The following is a 17,882-nucleotide window of genomic DNA, read 5'->3' on the forward strand; positions in this document are numbered from 1 at the left end:
GGCTTACCCATATCCGTGCGTCGACGCTGATACATGGCTGTTGTGCAAATGTATTGGGGGTTGAACGACCGGTTAATGGAAATTGGGTCAAAGACGCTGTAAAAGACGGATTAAAAAACGAAGTGAACCAATTCACTGAAAAAAAACCAGGAGACACCAATATGAAAATCGCGGTATTAGGCTCGGGAAATGGAGGCTGCGCGGTCGCATTCGACTGTGCGGCCTATGGGCATCAGGTTGCCTTGTTTGATTTTGAACAATTTCCTGCAAGTATCGGGGCGGTCCGGGACAATGGCGGCATCCACTGCGAGGGTGAACTTGAAGGGTTTCAACCGGTGGCCTATGCCGGACACGACATTGAAAAAGCCCTGGATGGGGCGGACATCATCTATGCCGTTGGTCCGGCCTACAGCACCAGGCCCTTTGCCGAAGCTTGCAGGCCGCACCTCAGGAAAGGGCAGATCGTTATCGTCTGCCCGAGTTCGTGCGGGGGTGCCATCGAGTTCAAAAACGGAGCGGGACGCGATCTTCGGGATGAGGGTGTCCTTGTGGCAGAAACCTCGACACTGCCCTACGCGGTGCGACTGCTCGAACCCGGTAAAATCCGTATTTTCAACAAGCTCGGCGGCGGACTGTTTCTGGCGGCCGTTCCGGCGAAAAACACCCATTCCGTGTTGGCGCGGATAAAAGATGTGTACCCGGCAATGTGTGCAGCCAGGAACATCCTCCAGACCAGCTTGCAGAACGGCAATCCGGTCATTCACCCGGCCATTACCCTCATGAATGTCGCCCACATAGAACGCACCCGGGGGGATTTCGATTTTTATCACGAAGGCGTCACCCCGGCGGTTGGCAGGCTGGTCGAAGCGGTGGATAAGGAAAGGATCGCCATAGGAAACAAACTGGGCGTGACGGTCATTCCCGATCCGGAACTGGGCGTCATCCAGGGCTATATGACCGAAGCCACCTATGACACCGGATTTAACAACGCACCGGGGTTCGCGGGGGTCAAAGCCCAGCCCAGTCTGGATTACCGGTATTTCAACGAGGATGTGGGGTACGGCCTGGTGTTTCTCCAGAAACTCGGGGAACAGGTCGGGGTAGCGACACCGGTCATGTCGGCCGTGATCACCCTGGCTTCCCAGCTGATGAACCGGGATTATGTGGGCGAAGCCCTCCGTACGATGGAATCGCTGGGACTTTCAGGACACGACGCGAAGGAATTGGAAGAACTGCTGGCGTAGTAAATTCACAAATTTGCAGCCGTCACCGGGCCACCCTGATTTTCGACGAGATCCAGACCGGGCTCGGCCGCACAGGACAACTGCCTGTTGATTGTCATGAGGATGCCGAGACGGATGCCACCCTGACCGGCAAAGCCCTGTCGGGTGGCTTCTGTCCCGTTTCGGCCGTTCTCTCCAATTCAGAAGTCCCGGGAGTTTTGATCCCCGGTGAGCATGGCAGCACTTCCGGAGGCAATCCCCCGGCCTGTGCCGTTACCCGCACCGGCGCCCTGGCGCCGAATATCGGCGACCGGGTCAGCGGCAAAGACATCTGGATCTTTCAGCTTGATTGCGTTATCGTTACCGGTGGTGTGTGTACCCTTCCCCATTGCCGGCCGGTTGGATGCCTCGCAAACCGTCAACCGGGGGGTACACCGCCCACTTTCCTGAACACAGCTTTGGATTACAGCTCGTGTTCATCCAGAAACAGGCAATTTGGGTCGAGATCAAGGCGCGCGAAAAATTTTACCGCAGGCATATGGCTGATACTCCGAGGATAAAATTTTGAGCGCAACGCAGATATCGGACAAATTGGCCATTTATGGATGGGCAACAGCTCACTTCGATCTTACAGACCGTACCTGAAGGGCCTGTCATCGGCAATTCCCTGAGATCTATCCGGGAAGACGCGATCATTCTCGAACTCTGGTTTTAGCTCATACGTTCCACGATCCGGACACGCATAATAAAAACCGCCCACCCAGAAGGAGGCTGCTATGGAAGATTTTAAGAGCATTCTCTACCCCGTCGCACTCACCGACATTTCACCCAAGGTCGCCCCCTATGTGGTGACCCTGGCGCGACAACTCGGCGCACAGGTCCATCTGCTGCATGTGCTGCGTCGCTTCGACTGGTTCGTGGACACCTACGTGTCCGATCCCCCGGAGCCGGACTTCAAGCGCATTGCCAGCGACTTCGAAAGCCAGGTTCTGTCCCAGGCGAAACAGAAGCTCAAAGCGTTTCACAAGAAGTATTTGAGCGACATCCAGGTTGCCAACAGGGCCGTGGTCTCCGGAACCCACTACAAGCAGATTTTAAACTATGTGAAATCCGAGGGGATCGACCTCATCATCATGGGCACGGGGACCCCGGTGCAGAAAGTGATTTTCGGTTCGGTTGCAGAAAAAGTTTCCAGACTGGCCAGTGTCCCCGTGATGCTGGTCAAATAAGCCGAAAGCAAACGCCATTCGTCTCACCCTAAGATTAAAGGGAGGAAAACCATGGAAACCAAACGGACAAAGCGCGATCCTTATTTCTGGGAGGCATTGATCTCGATTCTGGGGTTGATTGTTTTCATCAGCCTGGCGATCGTGCGCTATGAAACCGATGCCCATGTCCCCATCCTGCTCGGTGTGCTCGTAGCCGCCGTAGTCGGTCTCAAGGCCGGTTTCAGCTGGAAAGAAATCGAGACCGGAATGCTCAACGGCATCACCAATTCGCTCCAGGCCATCGTGATCCTGGCCATTATCGGTATTCTCATCGGTGTCTGGATATTGAGCGGGGTGGTTCCCACCCTGCTGTACTACGGCCTGAAAATACTGCATCCGAAAATTTTCCTGCCGGCAACCCTGATCATCTGTTCGATTACCTCTCTGGCCACGGGGACGTCCTGGGGCACCGCCGGCACCATCGGCATCGCCCTGATCGGTATTGGCGAAGGGTTGGGATTTCCACTGCCGGTCGTTGCCGGCGCGGTGCTTTCCGGGGCCTATTTCGGCGACAAAATGTCACCCCTGTCCGACACCACCAACATGGCGCCGGCAATGGTGGGCACCGACCTGTATACGCATATCAAGCACATGGCCTATACCACCGGTGTCAGCTACGCGCTGACCCTGGTCATCGAAATCGTACTGGGCTTTTTCTACGGCGGCGGCCAGGCGAATCTGGAAAAAGTCAATCAGATCCTGTCTGGCATCGATGCGCAATTCAGCGTCAATCCGCTGCTGCTGATTCCTCCGGTGATTATCATTGTACTGGCGTTTCGAAAGATTCCGGCGGTCCCGGGCATTGTGATCGGCATACTGGCGGCCGGTTTTCTGGGGGCGATTTTCCAGGGCAACACCTTCGGCGACCTGCTGTCGGCAGCCTATGGCGGCTATACCAGCAGCAGTGGTGTGGAGGCGGTTGACAACCTGCTGACCAAAGGCGGGTTCGAATCCATGATGTACACCGTGTCTCTGGTGATCTGCGCCATGATGTTCGGCGGCATCATGGAAAAGACCAACCAGGTGCGCGTCGTTGTCAACGTCATCCTTAAAAAGGCCGAGTCCACCGGTTCCCTGATTACAGCCACCGTCCTGACCGCGATCGGATCCAACCTGATCCTGTGCGAACAGTACATGGCCATCGTGATGACCAGCAAGATGTACGCCCAATCTTACAAAGACAAGGGCCTGCACCCAAAGAACCTGTCCAGGGCCGTCGAGGACAGCGCCACGGTGACGGCCAACCTGGTGCCCTGGAACTCGGGCGGTGCCTACATGGCCGCCACATTGGGGGTGGCCACCATCGCCTATCTGCCGTTCAATTTCTTCTGCTGGATTTCTCCGATAGTGTCCATGCTCTACGGCTGGCTCAATATCACCATCGATCCCCTGGAGGAAGAAGATGAACTGCCCGGCATGACGGCCGAGCAAGGTGCCGTTTAAAACACGGGTACGCTGCTGTTGATTCGCCGCCACGGGGATAAAGGGATAAAGGAGAAAAGGACATGGGTATGCTTAGCTGCTGTAAAGCAATCATTGCCTTGATTCTGTCAGGGATATGGCTGGGGCTGGGGGCTGCGCCCGCGCCTGCCGCAGACGTGGCGTTCTCAAAAGGCTCAGCTTTGGAGGGTATTCTAAAACGGGGTGAACTTCGCATCGGCCTGGAAGTGGGCTATATGCCGTTTGAAATGATCGACAAACGCAGCGGACTTCGCCAGAAAGCGATCCGGCACGGAGGGACTCGGCGCAGGGGCCGGCAACTCAGCCTGATGGGGTTCGACATCGATGTGGGAATTGAGATGGCCAAGGCGTTGGGGGTCAAACCGGTGTTTGTCGACACCATGTGGCCCAGCATCATTCCGGCCCTGAATCTGGGCCGCTTCGATATCATTTTCGGCGGGATGTCCGTTACCGAATCACGCAAGGAAAAGGTCGATTTTGCCGATCCGTTTATGACCGTGGGACAGACAATCCTGCTGAATGCCAGGCACAAGGAAACCGTTCAGTCATACAAAGACCTGAATAATCCCGGATTTGTCGTGGTATCCAAACCCGGTACGACCGGTGAAGAGGCGGTACAGCGCCTGATTCCCAAGGCCGCCTATGAGACCGCGGATACGGAAATCGAGGGTGCCATGCGGGTGCTGGAAGGCACGGCGGACGCTTTTGTCTATGACTTTCCTTTCAATGCCGTGTTCCGCGCCTTACATCCATCGAATGAGCTGGTCTTTCTGGACGAACCCTTTACCGAAGAGCCCATCGCCTGGGCGATACGCAAGAACGACCCGGATTTCATGAAATTCTTAAATGGTTTTTTAGCCCGGTTGAAAGCCGATGGCCGCTTCGATCAGATTTATTTCAAGTGGTTTCTCAGCTCGACGTGGCATCGATTCGTGCGATAAACTGCGGGCGACTGCGGGATTGACGCCTTTGGGTTGGATTTTGCCCTTCGGTGCCATCGACACCGCGATAACACGGCAGGCGGCGTAATGGTACCGCATGGTTCCAATACGCTCGATGAAATGGAACAAAGGGGTTGATTCTCGCAGCAGCGATAACAGTTGCTGCGAGGTTTCCACTGCACCGGTTATCGGATTCAAGGCCATAGCGCAGTCGCATTCTTTCGACTTTCCGGAAACAGCGATAGAAAAATGGGAGAAGACAGAAAACACCGGGGAAAGTCTGTCCTTCTTGTTTGCGCACTTTGTGTCCTGATGGTTGGCATCGCCGATCGGGCTCAACCCAAAGAGACCGTTTTGACGGTAGATGTCGAGATAACACCGCCTTGTGTCATGTCTGAAGAGACCCGTTTTACCGGTTTTGACATTGAGCTGTGGGAAGAGATCGCCAAAGATTTAGGATTGGCATATGTATATCATGAGACCGATCTGAAGGGTATCTTCAGGGATTTGGTCGATGGTCATGCAGACGTCGCATTATCATGCATCACCATTACCAACGAGCGCGAAAAAATCATCGACTTTTCCCACCACTACATGGATTCCGGCTTGCGTATCATGGTCTTGAACAAGACCAAATTCAGCCTGGCCGAATCCGTAAAATCCATTTACTCACCAATCGTATTCAAGGCCTTCGCTTATATCGGGTTGTTTATCATTATTTGCGGTCATGTTTTTTGGTGGGTTGAAAAAGGGCACAAGTATATCAGCACCAGCTATTTTCCAGGGATATTTCAAGCATATTGGTATGTTCTGGTGACCATGACCACTGTCGGCTACGGGGACATTGTGCCTCGCAGCTGGGTTGGCCGGCTGATGGCTTTTCTCGTAATGATTATCGGAATCGGGATTTTTGGATGGACGATTGCGCAACTGTCTTCGGCAATAACGCTGCAGACACTTCACTCTGACATCACCAGTCACTGGGATCTTCGGGACAGATGGGTTGCAACGGTTGAAGGAACAACAAGCGTACCGGCACTTGAAAAATTAGGCGCCGTTGTCGTTCCAGCCAGGACCATAGACCAGGCCTACGAGAAACTCTTGAACAGCGAAGTGAATGCAGTCGTTTTCGATTCGCCAACCATCCTCTACTATGCCAGGAACAAAGGGGCGGGAAAGGTTTCGGTCGTCGGCCCGCTGTTTGATATTCAGTATTACGGTTTTTTGTTCCCTCAAGGAAGCGAACTTCGTGAATCGGTTAATCGGGCCCTTTTGAAGCTAAGAAATGACGGCACATATGATAAACTTCACAATAAATGGTTCGGCTCACACTAGCGTCGCGACATCTTAACGCCAACCTGCCTGCCTCAACTATCGGGGCTGAGGCTTATTTCTTGATCCGCCGCAATATCTTGAGCCGCCTGGCATTCAACCCATTCGTCATGCGTTGGCACGATTTCACACGAATCCCCGGGGGCCGTTTTCGAGTATGGCCAACCGCCGTTAACCGGGCTGCAAAAGGGCATACACTTCAACCTGTTCTTTTCTTCCCCGGATCGCCATACGCTCCATTTTCTCAAAAATAGCGTTTCCGCGATCCGTCTCCCGGACGTGGGCGTATGTCTGTGCGGAAATCAGCATCTCCGTCTCGACCTTTTTGGTCAGATCCTGGAGGCGGGATGCCAAATTGACGGTGTCACCCACAAGCAGGTAGGATTGGCGGTCAGGGCTGCCGATAGTGGCAGCGATCACCGTCCCGGAATGAACGCCGATCCCGTGCCTGAGCCGGGGATAGCCCTTGGCTTTGAAAGACCGATTCTACGCCTTCAGGCGCCGGCCCATCTCCATGCCGGCCTTAAAGGCACTAGTGTGATGACGCCGCCGCCGTATGGGCGCACCGAAAACCGCATAGACCTGATCTCCGACAAACTGAAGCACCAGGCCACCATGTGCCTGCACGGCTTCGGCCATCTCCTTGAAATAGGCGTTCATGATCTTCACGATCATTTTCGGATCATTGTGTTCCGTCATGGGGGTAAAATCCCGGATGTCCGCAAACAGCACGGAAACATCCTTGAATTCGCCATCGAGGGGGATTCTGCCCGACAGCACTTCGTCTCTCACCTCCCTGGCCACATGGCGTCCGAACGCGTCTTTGATCCGCTCTCGCTCCCTGAGGCCTTCGGTCATGCGGTTGATCACATCGCCATTGTATCCGATTTCATCGCTGGTCGTCACCCGCACCCGTTCGTTGTAGAAGCCTTTGGCCACCCGGCGCAGCACATGAATGATGTCGCCAAAGGGTTTGCTGAGGTTGCCGGACACCACCAGCGTCAGTACAAGTGCAGCGGCAATAAAGACAAACGACTGGATAATCACCACCCGGTTTAAATCTGACAGCACCCTGGCGGCATCCATTCCTCTTTCTGAGAGGTGCAGTGACGAGTAGTGCAAAATGATGATGTTCATCCAAGGCACCAGGTTGATGGCGAAGGCCAAATGAGAATCCGCCCCCGAATCCTCAGCGACGTCATGACAGCCAGGAAATTGGCGATTATCATGGCGTTGGAAATGGCCAGCAAACGTATTCGGTCAGACATACCTCACCTTTTCCTGAACGTTAACGACGGCAGAGCATAAAACGGCAGCCAGAGGGAGCAGAGTCCGTCCGTAAACAAGCGGTTTGGGTCGTGCAGGGCGTGCGGGAAATGTTGCCACGGGCACACGGTGGCCGTCCTGCGAATACAATTTCAAGTCTGATGCCGTATCGCCGCGGCATGACCGGACAATTTGGCACGATTTGGATGGGCACGGCTTATCGACAGATTGAGATTAGCTTGCGGCGCCATCCCTTGTCAAATGTCGGGGGAAAACGGGTTTTGGCGCGCCCGTCGCCGGCAAAGACAAGCGTGCACGTTCACCGCCCTTTCGGGAAGGAATCGGCAACACACGGCTGAATCGGTTCGTCTATGACATCATTGCGCCACAGAACGGTGATCACATCCTCGAGGTCGGATGCGGCACCGGGAAACTGGTAGACAGGATAGCCGGGCGCGTTGACGGCTGTGTCGTGGAAGGCATCGATTTCTCGGCTTCGATGGTGTCGGTTGCCCGGCGGAAAAACCAAAAGCACATTGCACATAGCAAAGTTTTCATTCACCAGGGCAATGTCGACCCTATGCCGGTTCATACAGCGACCTTTGAAAAAATCTGCAGCGTCAACACGATCTACTTCTGGACGGCCCCCGAAGCCACCATAAAGAAAATGGGGCGTCTCTTAAAGCCGGGGGGAATGCTGGCTTTGGGTTACGAGGATATCGCCCAGCTGAAAAAGCGTCGATTGGACACAGATGTGTTCCGGTTTTATTCTCATTCCGATGTCGAAACGCTTGTGAAAAATGCCGGATTTTCAATGGATATCAGGACGCGATCGATTGGATTCGGCCCATCTGTCTTTCACTGCACCATCGCAATTAAATAGTGGCGGTCCAGAATCGAAAAAAGCCGTCAGGACATTGTCCTGACGGCTTTTTTCATTGGTAAGCACTGGCCTGCCGATCAGCGCTCCAGCTCAGTTTCCAAACAGTCCTCCACACGCATGTGATGCGTCTGCCAGACGTTGTTCTCGTTCATGAAGGACGCCATGTTCCGGTTTCCCAGATGGGCCACCATGGCGATGTCGTCCTGTGCTTTTTCCGTGTGCGCCATCTTGGCGTGCAGGGTGGCCCGGCTGTAATAGGCGGCGCCATACTCCGGGTTCAGTTCAATGGCCCGGTCGAAATCAGCCAGGGCGGCATGGTCGTCCCCCTGCTTCTCGCCCACCAGCCCGCGCATGTGATAGGCGCGGGCATAGCCGGGTTCAATCTCGACGGCACGGCTGAAATCATCCCGCGCCCGGTCGAGCATGTCCAGCTTGAGATAGGCCGCGCCACGGCTGACCAGGGTCAAGGCCTGCCCCGCGTCCTGTTCAATGGACAGGGTAAACCGTTCGATGCTTTTATCATATCGGGTTTCGGCGAACGCCGTCATTCCCGATTCAAACCATTGTGTGGCGGTATGGGTTTCTGTCATTGGAGAGTCCTCCTGTATGTCAACATCATTTCAGATGATGGTTCACTGAGTTTACCTGCGCTGGCAGCGGCCAGCCGCAGCATTTGCGCGATTGAAGCGTGTTATCGAATAAATCCGGTAATAGTTAACAATAAGGCTCCGGGCTCTTTTTTCAACCTATCTTGAACTGCGCCAGTTTGGCATTCAGATTCTCGGCCAATGCGGAAAGGTTTTCGGCGCTTTCATGAACTTTGGAGCTGTTGCGGGACACCTCCTGGGATGCCTGCGTGACCTCCATAATGTCCCGGGAGATGGTTCCCGAGAGCTGAGATCCATGAACGGCGCTGTTGTTGACCTCCTGGATGCCATGCACCGCGTGATTGACATTGGATGCAATCTCTTCGGTAGTGGCGGTCTGTTCTTCCATGTTCGATGAGATGGTGGTCACGATTTCGCTGATGTCACTGATGACCTGGACGATCTGTTCTATTTCACCGACCGTATCCCGGGTGGTGGATTGAATGCCGTTGATCTTGCGATTGATCTCCTGGGTGGCGTCGGCGGTCTGACTGGCCAGCTGCTTGATTTCGTTGGCCACGACGGCAAAGCCCTTGCCGGCGTCTCCGGCCCTGGCAGCCTCTATGGTCGCATTCAGAGCCAGCAGATTGGTCTGCTCGGAAATCTCAGCGATGGTATCGGTAATATTGCCGACATCCCTGGTCGCCCGCCCCAGTTCACTTACTTTTCGGGTCACATTCCGGGCCTGTTTTACCGCGTTCCGGGTAATCATGCTTCCTTGTTCGGTGTTGGCGGCAATGCCTTTGATGGTGGCGCTCATCTGTTCCGCGGCGGCGGCCACGGTTTGCACATTGGCGGCGGCCTGTTCGGAGGCTGTGGCGACGCTGCCCAGGCTGGTGTCCATCGATTCGGTGGCCCGGGCAACCGTATCGGCCTTGTCCGATGATTGCCGTGCCCCGGTGGCCAGTTGCTCCGAGATGGTCGACAGTTCCGTGGAGGAAGCGGTTACCGTTTGCGTGCTGTCTGCCACATTGATCAACATTTTGCGCAGATTGGTCACCATCCCGTTAAGCGCCTGGGCCAGAATGCCGATTTCATCCTTCTGGCGCACCTCGAGGGACTGGGTGAAATCCCCGGCGGCCATCGCCTTGGCAAAATCAACGCCCCGGATCAGGGGAGCGGTAATATTTTTGGCCACAAAATACCATATGGCGGCCACCACCGTTAAAGCGGCAGCAATCAGAGAAAGCTGCAGGATTCCCTTTTTATGATTGATGGCGTCAATTTTATGAATAACGGCCTCGAACTCATCGGCGTATGCTCCGGCGATAATAATCCAGTCCCAGGGTTTAAAATATATAAAGCGCGACACTTTTTCCCGTTCCCCCTCCTGGTCGCTGTTCTTCCAGCGGTATCTGATTTCACTGCTTTGCCCGGAAGCTAACTGATGCGCGGCACCGATCAGGTGCTTGATGGGATAGGAGCCGTCTGCGGACTGATGAGAGAGGATATTCTCTCCGTCCCGTTCGCCATTTTTTGAGATCACGTAATTCCCTGCAGAGTCGATGACCGTAATGTACCCGGTCCGGCCGACCCGGGTGTCCATGATCGCTTTTCTGAGGCTGGAAACACTTTCCTGGGGCACGCCCACATAGAGCATGCCCACAATGCGCCTGCTGCTGTCGTAGATCGGTTCATAGGCGGTGATGTACCAGCGGTCGACCACGAAAGCCCTGCCTTTGAACGTCCGGCCGTCGAGAACCGCGGAGACGACCGGGTTGGCCTGGCCGTCGGGGTTGACTGCAGGAATATACGTCCCCACGGCGCGCTTGCCGTCTTTTTTAACCACATTGGTTGCCACCCTGAGCATACTGCCGGAATCATCGAGCTTCTGAAAGATGGTGCATGTCCCGCCGACCAGGGCCTTGACCCTGTCGACGATTGAGGATGCGACCCTCATATCGTCGGTTTTGCCGATCCAGTTGCCACCGACAAGCAGCTTCGGAAGCGATAGGGTTTGATTTTCTTTGGTGTATTGGTTGGTGGCCCGCCATTGGGTGCTCTCGCTTGACAACCCGACGGCACCCGGCTGGGTGAAAACGTCACGGGCCACATTCAACGCGGTGTTGACTTCGTTTTGGACCTGCTCCTGGACGGCATTGCAGGTGGCATAGACCCCGCTAACGATATGCTCGAGGTCGGAGACGGCCATCCGGGTCGTCTCTTCAATAACCATGTTGCCGGTACGGATGTCCTGAAAAAAGGAAATGGAGAAAGTCAGAATCAGCGGGATAAAACTCAATATAATACCATAAAGCAGCAATCTGACCTTTAACCGCAGTTTCCGGAAAAGCATCACCATCTCCTTTGTGAAGGGTCCATTTGATTACAAAACGACGAAGGCATCATGCCTGAAGGCGCTTTCATTGTCGCCAGCCTGGTCCCTGCGTCAAAACGCATCCCCGTGTACATCATCGGCAAAACTAATTTTCCTTCTGACCTTTATCGTCATAAGAAAAAAAAAGTTTAGCCGCGGATGGCCTCGAATCATTTGCGGGATGTCACTGCCCAAAGAAGGAAGGAGGTAAAGCGCCGTCGGCATGCTATGGGGCAACCCGGGGGAGGAACCGATTCCCCGTGACCGGTCACGGGGAATCGTCAGGGGATAAATGCTGCGTCTTTAAACATCGGTGAAGGGGAGCCCCCAGGGATCAGAAGGGCCAGAACCCGCTGTCGTTCCAGATGCGTTCCTTTAGCTCGGCATCGATGGCGGCGAGGAATTCCAGATGCTCCTTTTCCCAGTCGGCCAGCCACTGGTAGAGTTTCTGTTCTTCCGGGTCCTGGGCCTCTTTTCCCCGGTTGGCATAGAGGGCGATGGCCCGTTCTTCCATGAGCATGGCCGCTGAAATGGCCGCGGCTTCGAAATCGGCGGCGGCAATGCGCGATTTGACTTCCGGGGTCAATACATTATGCGAGATGGTGCCCGTTTCCGAGGTGTCCGGTGCCTTGAACCGGCCGGTTTCCTTGAACGCCTTGAACTGCTCGGAAAGAATCTTGACGTGCTGGACTTCTTCGGCGGCCATGGTTTCAAAAAAGTCTTTCACGTCAGCGTTCGTGGATTGCGCTGCCGCCGTCCGGTAAAAGGCTTTCCCCCGCTTTTCCAGCAGGATCGCATTTTTAAGAATATCCAGCGTAGTGTTTTCCGTCATTGGTTCCTCCTTGTTGATTTAAAAACGTGGCAAGCCCTCACTTGACGGGCAGGATTATCGAGCCTCCTTGATTTTTTAGGAAAGCCAAAATCATCTTGACACCTTTTCGGAGACCCGTGTAGACTTCGGAAGAGATCGACGGCCATGGTTACCGGCCCTTTCGAAAGAACAATGAGGGGTGACACCCCCTTTTCTCCTACAGGAAACTAAGCGATACCATGCCGAAAAGCAAGCGCCTGAGTGCCAATATGGAAGATTACCTGGAGACCATATACCATATTGTCTCCGAAAAAAAGGCCGCCCGGGCCAAGGACATCGCCGTTCGCATGGCCGTCAACAGTGCATCGGTGACCGGGGCCCTGCGGTTGCTGGGGGAAAAGGGCCACATCAACTACGCCCCATACGATGTGATCACCCTGACCCCCAGCGGGGAGACCCTGGCCCGGGACATCGTGCGTCGCCACGAGATTCTCAAGGATTTTTTCACCAAAGTGCTGGATGTCGACGAGCAGGAGGCGGAAGACACCGCCTGCAAGATGGAGCATGCCGTCTCTCCGACCATCATCGACCGGCTGGTTCGTTTTGTGGAGTTTGTTCAGATCTGCCCCCGGGGGGGGGAGGAGTGGATCGGCGGGTTCCGCCAGTTCTGCGAAAAAGACGACGCCCTATCCGGATGCGAAAACGCGATTTCAAAATGCCTGGATGACCTGAAAAAAAGGCAACGGCAGTTCAGCCGGGCCAAACGCGAAACGATCACTCTGGAAAGCCTCGAAGCCGGCCAGGTCGCCCGTTTGATCCGGGTCAAGGGAAAAGGCACCATCGTGAAACGGCTGAAGGAACTGGACATCACCCCGGGCAGCATCATCGAACTGGAAAACGAGGACGCCGACGCCGACAGGATCAACATCAAGGTCCGCGGCTATCACCTGTCCCTGCGCAAAGACGACTTCTCAAAGATCGAACTGGAAGTGATCCCCCAGACGTAACACCCACCCTTTGATGGTTCAACCCGCCATTGATAGGCTTCAAGACAATGGTTTTGGCAAGGCCAGAGGGAGAAAGCCGTATAGATAATACTGCGACGACCGATAACGCAGCCAAAAGTATTGTCTTAAAGCCTATTACCACTCGCTGTGCAGCTGGCGCTCCACATCCGGCCATCGGGCTTTGAGATTGGAGATGGCATCCAGGGCGATCTCAAGATGGATGTTCATGTGATTCTTGTAGATTTCCTCGTGCAGTTTCTTGTCCTTGATGCCGCGCCGCTGCAGGGGCATGTCCGACACCAGCATGATCGAACCGATGGGCACTTCGTAACGGTAGGCCACGGAAAACAGCGTGGCCAGTTCCATCTCGATGGCCAGAATGCGCTGGCAACGCAGGTAATCCACGAAATCGTTGTCAAACTCCCACAGCCGCCGGTCGGTGGTATACACGATGCCGCAGCGGGGAATCATCCGGCGGGCCTTGACGGCCCCGATGCACAGCAGGTTCACGGACATGGCCGGCAGGGCGGGAAATTCCATGGGCAGGTAATGGCGGCTGGTTCCCTCACCTCGGATAGCCGCTGTGGGCACCACGAAGTCGCCCACTTCCAGGATGTCGTCAATCCCGCCGCACATGCCCAGCATGACCACGGATTTCAGGTTGTCCAGATAGGCCAGGCCGTTGATCACCAGGGCCGCCTGGGGCGACCCGATGCCGAAATCGATCATGGTGCAGTCCAGTTCCGGTGCATTGACGATCCGGAACATGCCCTCATGGATCTCGCTGCCGGTTCGATCGGCAAAGGCCTTGATGTATTGGCGAAAATTGGTGATCAGCACATGGCCGCAAAAATCTTCCAGTTTGCAGTTGGTATAGCGCTCCAGTGTCTGCCGGATGTATTCGTGTTCCTTGAGCCCCATCGTGCCTCCCATCATGTTGGAATAAAAGCAATAAATGAAAGTCTAATAGACCCGTTCCGCAAGCGGTTGTCAAGGTTTTGTAAGGGATTGGCCAGCCATCGACTGTCGGCTGCAACACCGGCAAAGATTGACATCCGTTCAATTTCAAGCCTATTGCTTTTCAACCGGGGCCGGTATCGGGTTGCCGCCGTGAAGGTCTTAAACCAAACATGAACCGGACCCGGTCAGATGGCCCCGTGAAAAATCGCATTTCTGACGAATTCGTAAAATGAATAACATGCCCCCCACGCACCTGCTGACATTTATCGTCCTTGCAACCGCTGCCTATCTGGCCGGATCGGTGAATTTCTCCATTCTGGCATTTCGGTTCACCGGTCGGGAGGACCCGCGTCAGCACGGCAGCGGGAACCCCGGTGCCACCAATGTCTACCGGCAGGCAGGGCTCGGCTGGGCCGTGACGGTCCTTCTGCTGGATGTGGGTCGGGCGGTCGGCGTGGGCCTGGCGGCCCGTGCGATGCTTCCTTTCTGGCAGGTACCCTGGGTGGGACTCGGGCTGATCCTGGGCAACCACTTTCCCCTCTTCCACGGCTTCAAAGGAGGCAAGGGAGTGGCCAACTACCTGGGATTCACCCTGGCCCTCGCACCGGCGTGGGCCGGCCTCGGTGCCCTGGCCTGGGGAGCGGCCCACCTGATCTGGCACACACCGTTTCTGTCATCCTTTGCCATGGTTGCAGTTCTGGCCGCCGGAACAGCCGTCGCCGAGGGTGCCCATTGGTGGGGCGCTGCCGGCGCCGCGGCGACCGCCTTGTTCATCATGGCCTGCCACCACCGCAACATCCGCGAGCGATGGGGCGGTCAACGGTAGCCGGCAGCGAGCCATGGGAGGGTCCTTGCCCCGTGAGCCCCGCCTTGCCTCCATCAGCGGATGACCGGCACGATGTTGCGCCGGAAATCGCCGCCGATGGCAGCCCCCCGTTTTCCAGGGCCCTGTTGCGGCCTGAAAGACGACCATGATGCGACCGAACGTTTCCATTAACCCGTTTGCACTGGCAGCCGTTACGATCATCGCTGCGACCCTGCTCCTGGTCGCCGTCGGTCGCATGACCATTGTTACCGACATGACAGGGGCCGCACCCGGAAATGGCCCGGTAGCCGCAGACGGACACCACCGCTCACCCGCCCTTCCCATTGTGGATCCCATCCGCATCGACATCGGCGCCACCGGAGGGGATGGGGCACGGCTGCTCGCCGCCGCGGAGTGGGTCGAAACGCGGTTGCAGCAAAACGATCTGTTCCCCCGGGCACGGAATCAGCCGATGCCAAAACGCCTGGCCGACCTGTCGGATCAGGTCATCCCCCATCTGCCGGTGCTGTTCACCGCCGGCGAGCTGCAAGTCCAGGTCGCCCCGCTGCTGACAGACCGGGCGATTCGGCAGGCCATGACCCGGTTCCGGACGGACGCCCCCGGGCAGGCGTCGTCAATGGCCATGGACCCGCTGGGACTTCACCGCATGGTCCTGGCCAGACTGGCCGCCATGAGTCAGGAACCCGGGGCCGCCATCCACCGCGGACGACTTTTCTCCGCGGACCGGCGCCACGTTCTGATCCTGGCCATCCCGATCGGTTCCGGCACGGATGCGACCGTGGCACGCGCCCTGACCCGGTTCTTCCACGACCTGGACAGGGACCTGGAAAAAAAATTCGGCCGGGAGATCACCCTGACTGCCGCCGGTACCTTTCGGACCACCCTGGACAACGCGTCCATGGTCAAGGGCGACGTGCAGCGCATCATCCTGTGGAGTGCAACAGGAATCGTCGTGCTGCTGGCGGCCTGTATTCGTCCCCTGGCTGGGATGCTGTCCCTGATGCCGCCACTGGCCGGGATGATTTCGGCCTTTTTCATTTTCTCATTGACCCACGACAGCATCTCGATCCTGGTGCTGGGATTCGGGGGCCTGATCGTCTCCATCAGCGTGAACCACGGCATCGCCATCATGGGACTGGCCGACGATGACGCCATAAACGGAGCAAGGCATGCCGCCCGGGAAATCCGGGCCGTTGGCCTGCCGGCCGTCCTGGCCGCCGTCGGTGCCTTCGGAGCCCTGGCTTTCAGCGGAATTGCCGTTTTCGAAGAACTGGGACGATTCGCCGCCATGGGCATCGGGTTTTCCTTCCTGTTCGCCCAGACCGTGTTCCCCCTGCTCCTGACAACCGGCCGGCATGGCCCGACGCCTGCCGGACGCCGTTTGGCAGGGTTCACGGACCGTCTGACCTCGGCCGGTTGGTCCGGGCTGGCACTGGCCCTGCTGGCTGCGGCCGTGCTGGCCGTTTTCATCCGGCCGCCTGTTGCCACGGACCGGAAGGCTCCCCAACCCGCCAGCCGGGAAACGAATACGGCCGAAGTCCGGGACAACCGCTTTTCGGATACGGTTGTGATGACCGAGGCCGCTGACCTGGCCGCCCTTCAGGCCAAAAACGACCGGCTGCTGGAACTTCTCGAAACCGAAACCCACGCCGGCGGCATTCTAAAGGCGCTGACGCCCTCCCTCTTTTTCCCCGGCCACCGACGCAGCGCGGAAAATGCCGATGCTTGGAGCCGATTCTGGACCGCAGAACGCGTCCAGCTGCTCTCCTCGGTGCTCGAGCGGCAAGGCGCAGCCCTGGGATTTGCCGACGGCGAATTCGACCCGTTCCTGAAAATGATAACCACCCCTTCATCCCGCCCTCCGGCCATCCCGCCCGACCTGCAAGCGCTGCTGGGCATCTCCAGGGATGAAATCGGCGGCCGGTGGGTTCAGACCACCCGCATCACCCCCCGTGAGCACTTTGACCGTCGTCGGTTCAACGACCGGATGTCCGCCATCTCGACGGTAGCCGACCCGGCACGCCGCTTCCCCGCCATGGGAAAACGGCCCTTCCAAAAAACGGCCGCCATGCTGCTGATCCTCGGTGCGGGCCTGATCCTCCTGCTGGTCCTCTTTCTGGCCGACGCGGGCCTGTCGTTTACGGCCCTCCTGCCCCCGGCCTTCGCCGTTGTCTGCACCGCGGGCACCCTGGGCATGACGGGACGCCCCCCGGACATCCCGGCAACAGTGCTGCTGTCGGTCTTCATTGCAGGCCCGGGCGCGGGCTACGGCCTGTTCCTGATCCGGGGCTGCCAACGCTACCAGCGCTTCGACCACCCCCATTTTTCGGCAGTCCGAACGGCCATGATAATGGGTGCCGCCGCCACCCTGGTGGTCGTTTGGGTTCTTCCGGCCGCAGACCACCACCTGTTCGAAAAAGCCGGGTGGATCGCCTGCTGCACCATCGGCTACAGCCTGGCCGGTGCACTGCTGATTCTGCCGCCCCTGCTGAAGCGTCGGTTCGAAGCCACGCCCACGGACACCGGCGGCATCCGACGGCGCTATCGTAATATGGCACCCTGCCCGAGACTCATGGCCGGCTCCGGGCGGCGTCTGGGCCCGCTGATCGGGGAACTGTCGGCACGGCTGCCGGCCGAAACGGACGCGGCAAACATCCTGGATGTGGGCTGCGGATATGGGGCCCCGGCCTGCTGGATGGCCGACCGCTATCCCTATGCGATTATCCACGGCATCGACCCGGACCCGGAGCGGGTAAGGGCAGCGGCCCTGGCATTGGGCCCCCGGGGACGCATCATCAGGGGATCGGCGCCCGATCTGCCGCCCATGGATGTACTGGTGAACCTGGCGACGATGCTTGACGTGAGCCACCACCTGCAGGACTGGGAACTGGAAAAAAACCCTGGAACGCATCCATGAACGCCTGCTTCCGGGCGGCCGCC

14 protein-coding genes and 1 pseudogene are annotated in these 17,882 nt (G+C 57.0%); 10 read left to right on the forward strand and 5 right to left on the reverse strand.

Annotation, left to right across the window (positions count from 1 at the left end; all coding sequences use genetic code 11):
* Nucleotides 1–161 precede the first annotated feature (161 nt).
* From DSCA_RS12735 to DSCA_RS12760, 6 genes are all read left to right on the forward strand, one after another.
* The gene (locus DSCA_RS12735; protein ID WP_155316789.1) at nt 162–1,244 is read left to right on the forward strand and encodes an NAD/NADP-dependent octopine/nopaline dehydrogenase family protein; all 1,083 of its coding nucleotides are present in this window, start codon (nt 162–164) and stop codon (nt 1,242–1,244) included.
* A gap of 11 nt (nt 1,245–1,255) precedes the next feature.
* Nucleotides 1,256–1,783, forward strand: a complete 528-nt coding sequence (locus DSCA_RS12740) for an aminotransferase class III-fold pyridoxal phosphate-dependent enzyme (protein WP_269434673.1) — start codon at nt 1,256–1,258, stop codon at nt 1,781–1,783.
* Nucleotides 1,784–1,999: 216 nt separating this feature from the next.
* Entirely contained in the window at nt 2,000–2,452 is a 453-nt protein-coding gene (locus DSCA_RS12745) for a universal stress protein (RefSeq protein WP_155316790.1), read from the forward strand.
* Nucleotides 2,453–2,503: 51 nt separating this feature from the next.
* On the forward strand, nt 2,504–3,934 hold the full coding sequence (gene nhaC, locus DSCA_RS12750) for a Na+/H+ antiporter NhaC (RefSeq protein WP_155316791.1): 1,431 nt from the start codon (nt 2,504–2,506) through the stop codon (nt 3,932–3,934).
* Nucleotides 3,935–3,996: 62 nt separating this feature from the next.
* Nucleotides 3,997–4,893: a transporter substrate-binding domain-containing protein gene (locus DSCA_RS12755; protein ID WP_231716469.1), complete on the forward strand. Its 897-nt coding sequence runs from the start codon at nt 3,997–3,999 to the stop codon at nt 4,891–4,893.
* A gap of 249 nt (nt 4,894–5,142) precedes the next feature.
* The gene (locus tag DSCA_RS12760; protein WP_155316792.1) at nt 5,143–6,228 is read left to right on the forward strand and encodes a transporter substrate-binding domain-containing protein; all 1,086 of its coding nucleotides are present in this window, start codon (nt 5,143–5,145) and stop codon (nt 6,226–6,228) included.
* Nucleotides 6,229–6,396: 168 nt separating this feature from the next.
* Here the strand turns inward: DSCA_RS12760 and DSCA_RS32550 are convergent.
* Nucleotides 6,397–7,362: pseudogene (locus DSCA_RS32550) on the reverse strand (adenylate/guanylate cyclase domain-containing protein).
* Between the two features lie 484 nt (nt 7,363–7,846).
* Here DSCA_RS32550 and DSCA_RS12775 point away from each other — a divergent pair.
* Nucleotides 7,847–8,374 (forward strand): class I SAM-dependent methyltransferase, encoded by a 528-nt coding sequence (locus DSCA_RS12775; protein ID WP_269434674.1) that lies wholly within the window; start codon nt 7,847–7,849, stop codon nt 8,372–8,374.
* A 77-nt stretch (nt 8,375–8,451) separates the two neighbouring features.
* On the opposite strand, the gene DSCA_RS12780 is transcribed toward DSCA_RS12775, so the two are convergent.
* The 3 genes from DSCA_RS12780 to DSCA_RS12790 form a co-directional block, all read right to left on the reverse strand.
* On the reverse strand, nt 8,452–8,964 hold the full coding sequence (locus tag DSCA_RS12780; RefSeq protein WP_155316796.1) for a tetratricopeptide repeat protein: 513 nt from the start codon (nt 8,962–8,964) through the stop codon (nt 8,452–8,454).
* Nucleotides 8,965–9,115: 151 nt separating this feature from the next.
* Nucleotides 9,116–11,317: a methyl-accepting chemotaxis protein gene (locus DSCA_RS12785; RefSeq protein WP_167527747.1), complete on the reverse strand. Its 2,202-nt coding sequence runs from the start codon at nt 11,315–11,317 to the stop codon at nt 9,116–9,118.
* Between the two features lie 355 nt (nt 11,318–11,672).
* Nucleotides 11,673–12,170 carry a ferritin-like domain-containing protein gene (locus DSCA_RS12790; RefSeq protein ID WP_155316798.1) on the reverse strand — a complete coding sequence of 166 codons (498 nt, stop codon included), beginning with the start codon at nt 12,168–12,170 and terminating at the stop codon, nt 11,673–11,675.
* 218 nt (nt 12,171–12,388) lie between these two features.
* Between DSCA_RS12790 and DSCA_RS12795 the strand changes: the two genes are divergently transcribed.
* Nucleotides 12,389–13,156 carry a metal-dependent transcriptional regulator gene (locus DSCA_RS12795; RefSeq protein ID WP_155316799.1) on the forward strand — a complete coding sequence of 256 codons (768 nt, stop codon included), beginning with the start codon at nt 12,389–12,391 and terminating at the stop codon, nt 13,154–13,156.
* Nucleotides 13,157–13,291: 135 nt separating this feature from the next.
* On the opposite strand, the gene DSCA_RS12800 is transcribed toward DSCA_RS12795, so the two are convergent.
* Nucleotides 13,292–14,077: an AMP nucleosidase gene (locus tag DSCA_RS12800; protein WP_167527748.1), complete on the reverse strand. Its 786-nt coding sequence runs from the start codon at nt 14,075–14,077 to the stop codon at nt 13,292–13,294.
* A gap of 268 nt (nt 14,078–14,345) precedes the next feature.
* Between DSCA_RS12800 and DSCA_RS12805 the strand changes: the two genes are divergently transcribed.
* Nucleotides 14,346–14,942 (forward strand): glycerol-3-phosphate acyltransferase, encoded by a 597-nt coding sequence (locus DSCA_RS12805; protein WP_155316801.1) that lies wholly within the window; start codon nt 14,346–14,348, stop codon nt 14,940–14,942.
* A gap of 145 nt (nt 14,943–15,087) precedes the next feature.
* Nucleotides 15,088–17,859: a methyltransferase domain-containing protein gene (locus DSCA_RS12810; protein WP_155316802.1), complete on the forward strand. Its 2,772-nt coding sequence runs from the start codon at nt 15,088–15,090 to the stop codon at nt 17,857–17,859.
* The last annotated feature ends 23 nt before the right edge of the window (nt 17,860–17,882 follow it).

This window comes from Desulfosarcina alkanivorans (assembly GCF_009688945.1).
Classification (GTDB): Bacteria; Desulfobacterota; Desulfobacteria; order Desulfobacterales; family Desulfosarcinaceae; genus Desulfosarcina; species Desulfosarcina alkanivorans.

What these genes read in the sequence shown, in the direction of transcription:
- DSCA_RS12735 (WP_155316789.1), top strand. Translation starts at nt 162, where the DNA reads ATGAAAATCGCGGTATTAGGCTCGGGAAATGGAGGCTGCGCGGTCGCA.
- DSCA_RS12795 (WP_155316799.1), top strand. Translation starts at nt 12,389, where the DNA reads ATGCCGAAAAGCAAGCGCCTGAGTGCCAATATGGAAGATTACCTGGAG.
- DSCA_RS12780 (WP_155316796.1), bottom strand. Translation starts at nt 8,964, where the DNA reads ATGACAGAAACCCATACCGCCACACAATGGTTTGAATCGGGAATGACG.
- nhaC (WP_155316791.1), top strand. Translation starts at nt 2,504, where the DNA reads ATGGAAACCAAACGGACAAAGCGCGATCCTTATTTCTGGGAGGCATTG.
- DSCA_RS12760 (WP_155316792.1), top strand. Translation starts at nt 5,143, where the DNA reads ATGGGAGAAGACAGAAAACACCGGGGAAAGTCTGTCCTTCTTGTTTGC.
- DSCA_RS12755 (WP_231716469.1), top strand. Translation starts at nt 3,997, where the DNA reads ATGGGTATGCTTAGCTGCTGTAAAGCAATCATTGCCTTGATTCTGTCA.
- DSCA_RS12785 (WP_167527747.1), bottom strand. Translation starts at nt 11,317, where the DNA reads ATGCTTTTCCGGAAACTGCGGTTAAAGGTCAGATTGCTGCTTTATGGT.
- DSCA_RS12790 (WP_155316798.1), bottom strand. Translation starts at nt 12,170, where the DNA reads ATGACGGAAAACACTACGCTGGATATTCTTAAAAATGCGATCCTGCTG.
- DSCA_RS12800 (WP_167527748.1), bottom strand. Translation starts at nt 14,077, where the DNA reads ATGGGGCTCAAGGAACACGAATACATCCGGCAGACACTGGAGCGCTAT.
- DSCA_RS12810 (WP_155316802.1), top strand. Translation starts at nt 15,088, where the DNA reads ATGATGCGACCGAACGTTTCCATTAACCCGTTTGCACTGGCAGCCGTT.
- DSCA_RS12805 (WP_155316801.1), top strand. Translation starts at nt 14,346, where the DNA reads ATGAATAACATGCCCCCCACGCACCTGCTGACATTTATCGTCCTTGCA.
- DSCA_RS12745 (WP_155316790.1), top strand. Translation starts at nt 2,000, where the DNA reads ATGGAAGATTTTAAGAGCATTCTCTACCCCGTCGCACTCACCGACATT.